The 5,237-nt window shown below is 62.2% G+C and carries 1 protein-coding gene and 1 pseudogene; both read left to right on the top strand.

The genetic code is table 11. The features are described from left to right. Window positions 1-4,425, top strand: a pseudogene (locus tag BT125_RS28195) (LapA family giant adhesin); the annotation flags it as partial. Between the two features lie 183 nt (window positions 4,426-4,608). Continuing rightward, on the top strand, window positions 4,609-4,947 hold the full coding sequence (locus BT125_RS28190; protein WP_053161687.1) for a hypothetical protein: 339 nt from the start codon (window positions 4,609-4,611) through the stop codon (window positions 4,945-4,947). Window positions 4,948-5,237 lie beyond the last annotated feature (290 nt).

The raw sequence follows: 5,237 nt of genomic DNA, 5'->3' as shown, positions 1-5,237 counted from the left end.
GACGCCGGCAAGGTTGAAGTCAGCATCGACAAAGCCACCGGTGGCAACTTCGAAAACCTGGTGCCAAGTACCGCACCGGCAGTGACCGATGTCACTGACACCATCGACACTTCGACTGTCAGTCTGACCGCTACATCGACCGTCGCTGAAGGCGGTACCGTGGTCTACACCGCCTCGGTCAACGCCCCGGTCACCGGTGCTCCACTGGTTGTCACCCTGTCCAACGGCCAGACCATCACTATCCCGGTTGGTGCCAGCAGCGGCTCGGTGAACTTCGCCACGCAAAACGACGCCCTTGCCGGCGGCAACCAACTGAGCGTCAAGATCGACGACGCCAAGGGCGGTAACTACGAAAAACTGGCTATCGACGGCAAGGCCGCCGATACCTCGGTCACCGATACCCAGGACAATACCGGTCTGAGCCTCAGCGCAACCGGTACGGTCGCCGAAGGTGGTCAGATCACCTACACCGCCACGCTGACCAATGCCGCTGGCACACCGGTCACCGTGACCTTGAGCAATGGCGCAGTGATCAACATCGCCGCCGGTGCCAAAACCGGTACCGTGACCGTCGATGCGCCGAAAGACGACGTCTATCAGGACGCTGGTAATGTTTCGACAACCATCAAGACGGCCACCGGTGGCAACTTCGAGAATCTCGTCCCGAGCACTGCGCCGGCAGTGACTGCAGTCACTGACACCGTCGACAACACCACCGTGAGCATCACCGGCAGCACGTCCGTCACCGAAGGCCAGACCGCGACGTACACCGTCAGCCTGACCAACCCGGCGCAGACGGAAGTGACTGTCAAGATCGTCTACAGCGGCACTGCGGCCGACGGTTCGGACTTCACCGGTGTCTACACCGTGAAGATCCCGGCCAACGCCACCAGCGCTACCTTCAACGTGGCGACGCTGGACGACAAGATCACCGAAGGCACTGAAAACTTCGTGGTCAAGATCGACTCGGCCACCGGTGGCAACTTCGAGCACTTGGCAGTCAGCGGCACCAACGGTAGCGTCAGTACCTCGATCATCGATAACGATGCGCCGCCGGTACTCGACCTGGACGCCAATAACTCCAGCGGCAAGACGGGTGCCGACTACCAGGTGACCTTCACCGAAGGCACCAACGGCCCGGGTGTGTCCATCGCCGACACCGACCTGAAGATCACCGACCCGGACAGCACCCTGCTGACCGGCGCCACCATCGTGCTGACCAACCGTCAGCCTGGCGACGCGCTGAACCTGGGCAACAGCGTCAACGGCATCAGCATCAACGCCAACAGCACCGACGGCAAGGTCGTCCTGACGCTGTCGGGCAATGCGACGCTGGCCGACTACATGCAGCAGATCAAGAACATCAGCTTCATCAACAACAGCGAAGATCCGAGCACCGTACCGCGCATCATCACCGTGACGGTGACCGACGGCGCGAGCTACTCCAACACCGCCACCACCACCGTGAACGTGGTCGCGGTCAACGATGCGCCGGTGGCCACCGGTGGCGCAGTGACCGGTACCGAAGACACTTCACTGGTGCTCGGCTGGTCGACGTTCGGTATCAGCGACGTGGACAGCGCCGCCGCCAGCCAGGGTGTGAAAATCACCGGACTGCCGGGTGACGGCAAGCTGCAGTACCTGGACGGAGCCACCTGGAAGGACGTGGCCAACAACCAGACCTTCACCAAGGCCGACATCGACGCTGGCAAGCTGCGCTTCACCCCGGACGCCAACGAATCCGGCGCCAACGGCAACCCGAGCGGCGTGGGCAATCAGAAGGCTGATTACGCGCAAATCAGCTTCCAGCCAACCGACGGCCAGGCGCTGGGCAATACCAGCACCGTGAAGATCGACATCACGCCGGTCGCCGACGCACCGAGCCTCAACGTGGCTGGCAACGGCGTGACCTCCACCGGCCTGATCAAAGAAGTCTGGACCGGCCTGTCGGGCCTGGGCACCGATGGCAGCGGCGCGCCATCCGGCACGCTCAAGTCGGTGATCGATGCCGCCGGCACGCCGAACAGCAGCACTAACGTGACCAACGTGCAGTCCGACAGCAACGTGAACCCGGGCACCGCGTCGAAAACTTCCGGCCTGATCTTCCTCGAAGCCGGCAAGACCTACACCTTCAGCGGTACCGGCGATGACAGCCTGCTGGTCACCGTCGGCGGCAAGGACGTGGCGGGCATCACCTGGGGCGCGGGCGGCAAGTTGAACGGTTCGTTCACGCCGACCACCAGCGGCTACTACACCCTGGACATTTACCACCACAACCAGACTGGCCCGGGCAGCTACGACGTGAACCTGTCGGTCAACGGCAGCACGCCAGTGGACCTGAGCAGTGCCGGCGTGCCGCTCTACACCGGCGTGGCCGACCTGACGAATGCCGGCGTGACCGTCTCCGATCTGCACGGCACCAACGGTGAAGGCTACTACGACGGCTTCAAGCTCAACGAAGGCGCCGAAGGTACCAGCGTGCACCTGTCGAAGATCACCACCGCTCTGACCGATACCGACGGCTCCGAAAGCCTGAGCGTGAAGATCGGCGGCATTCCGGAAGGCAGCGTGCTGAGCGACGGCGCGGGCCATACCGCGACCGTGGGCAGCAACGGCGAAGCCTCGGTCACCGGCTGGAACCTGGGCAGCCTGACCCTGACCCCACCGACCTACTACAACGGCCAGTTCAACCTGACCGTGACGTCGACGTCCACCGAAGCCCTCGGCGGCTCGGCAGTCAGCACGGCGCAGATCCCGGTCACGGTTTACCCGGCGACCTACAACGCGGTCACTGCCACATCTGGCAGCGACAACGTCACCGGCACCGACAGCAACGACATCGTGGTCGCCGACATCGGCGGGCTGACCGTGGTGCCGGGGGTCAACTACAACATCGCCTTCATGGTCGACAGCTCCGGCAGCATGAGCGATTCGTCGCTTTCCGCAGCCAAGACCTCGCTGACGTCGGTGTTCAACACGCTCAAGCAAAGCATGGGTAGCAACTCGGGCACGGTGAACATCTTCCTGGCGGACTTCGACAGGCAAGTGAACAAGACCGTTTCGGTCAACCTCAAGGACCCGAACGCACTGGCGCTGCTCAAGAGCGTGCTGGATTCAATGGTGTCCGGCGGCGGCACCAACTACGAGGACGTATTCAAGACCACCGCCAACTGGTTCAAGAGCACTGAAGCCTTGAGCAACACCGGGGCGAAAAACCTGACTTACTTCATCACTGACGGCCAGCCGACCTTCTATCAGTCTGGTGAACAGACCAACCCGACCCTTTACGGCGACGTGAAGCTCGACAGCCTGATTACCACGACCAACTACAAGCTGGGCCAGACGTTCAGCGCCGACCTGGACAGCACACACCGTGTGAAGGTCGACGAGTCTGGCAACGTCACGCTGCAAACCTGGAAAAAAACCTGGGGCGGCTACTGGAGCGACGAAGCGCTGGGCACCTTGCATGCCCAGGGTGACGGCACCTATGAGCTGTCGTATCGCGACGGTACCGGCAACAGCACCGACTCGAGCACCACCAGCAACTCCCTGAGCGCCTTCGCACTCCTGAGTTCGCTGTCCGGTGTGGAAGCCATCGGCCTTAACAGCGATGTGACCCTGGCCGATCTCAAGCCATACGACTCGGATGCAAAACCGCAGACCAATATCGATCCGAGAGACCTGGCGAACTCGATCATCGGCCACACCGAAGCGACCCTGCCGGGCGCCGATACCGTCAACGGTGGCGACGGCAATGACATCCTGTTCGGCGACCTGGTGAGCTTCAATGGCATCGCCGGCGAGGGTTACCAGGCCATCCAGGCGTTCGTGGCCCAGCAGAACGGCGTGGACGTCAGCAAGGTCACCACCAGCAACGTGCACCAGTACATCACCGAGCACTACACCGCATTCGATGTGTCCGGTGCTCACGATGGCAACGACACCCTGTTGGGCGGCGCCGGCAACGACATCATTTTCGGCCAGGGCGGCAACGACACGCTCAATGGTGGCAAGGGCAATGACATCCTGCTGGGTGGCACGGGTAACGACACACTGATCGGCGGCCAGGGCAATGACACCCTCATCGGCGGCCTGGGGGGCGATACCTTTGTCTGGAAGGCCGGCGACACTGGCAACGACGTGATCAAGGACTTCAAGGCCGCCGATGGCGACCGGATCGACCTGCGGGATCTGTTGCAGGGCGAAACCGGCAGCACCATCGACCACTTCCTGAAAATCAGCACGGTCGATGGCGTGTCGTCGCTGCAGGTCAGTACCTCCGGCCAGTTCAATGGGGCCAACGGTGCCGCAGCGGCGCCGGACGTGACGATCAAGCTCGAAGGCAACAACTGGTCGAACGTGAACCTGAACTCGCTGATCGCCGGCAGTGACCCGACCATCAAGGTCGATCACAACAACAGCTGAACCTGACACAAAACCCGTGGCGAGGGAGCTTGCTCCCACTGGGGAGTGAAGCGCCCTGTTTTTAGGGGCTGCTGAGCAGCCCGGCGGGAGCAAGCTCCCTCGTCACGGGTTTTGTGTTCATACTCCCCCACAGTTGGCCTATGCTGCCCAGCATGACGCCGCTTCATACATGAGGGATGCCCGATGTTTTATGTGCAACGCGATGCACAAGGCCTGCTGGTGCGCGTAGAAGCCACCGCCTACGCCGAGGCCACCGAGACCTTGCCGGCCGACAACCACGAGATCCAGGACTGGTTCGCCAACCAGGCGGTGGAAAACAGCCTCAAGCAGCTCAAGCAGAGCGACCTGGAGATGATCCGGGTACTCGATGACTTGATCCAGGTACTGACCAGCAAAGGCGTCATCCGCGTCACCGACCTGCCAGCCGCGGCCCAGGCCAAGCTGATGGACCGCACCCAGGCCCGTGAAGCACTGGGCGGGTTGAGCCGGTTGATCGATGATGATGAGAAGGGGTTGATCTAGCCTCAAATGACACAACCCGATCCCTGTGGCGAGGGAGCTTGCTCCCGCTCGGCTGCGCAGCAGTCGCAAAACCAGGCAACGCGGTCTGTCTGAAGAGCTGCTGGGGGCCTGCTTCGCAGGCCAGCGGGAGCAAGCTCCCTCGCCACAGGGGGTCGTGTTGTCTGGGCTGACGTTATCGCGAGCAAGCTCGCTCCCACATGGGTTTTTGGTCGTTTACAAGATCAGCATCCACCGCCGATTACTGTGGGAGCCGAGCTTGCTCGCGATGGCGGTGGGTCTGCTTGCATCAA

Source organism: Pseudomonas sp. NFACC04-2, assembly GCF_900119265.1.
Taxonomy (GTDB): domain Bacteria; phylum Pseudomonadota; class Gammaproteobacteria; order Pseudomonadales; family Pseudomonadaceae; genus Aquipseudomonas; species Aquipseudomonas fluorescens_AA.
The sequence above is the reverse complement of the archived record's forward strand: the minus strand, read 5'-3'. Positions and strand labels throughout refer to the sequence as shown.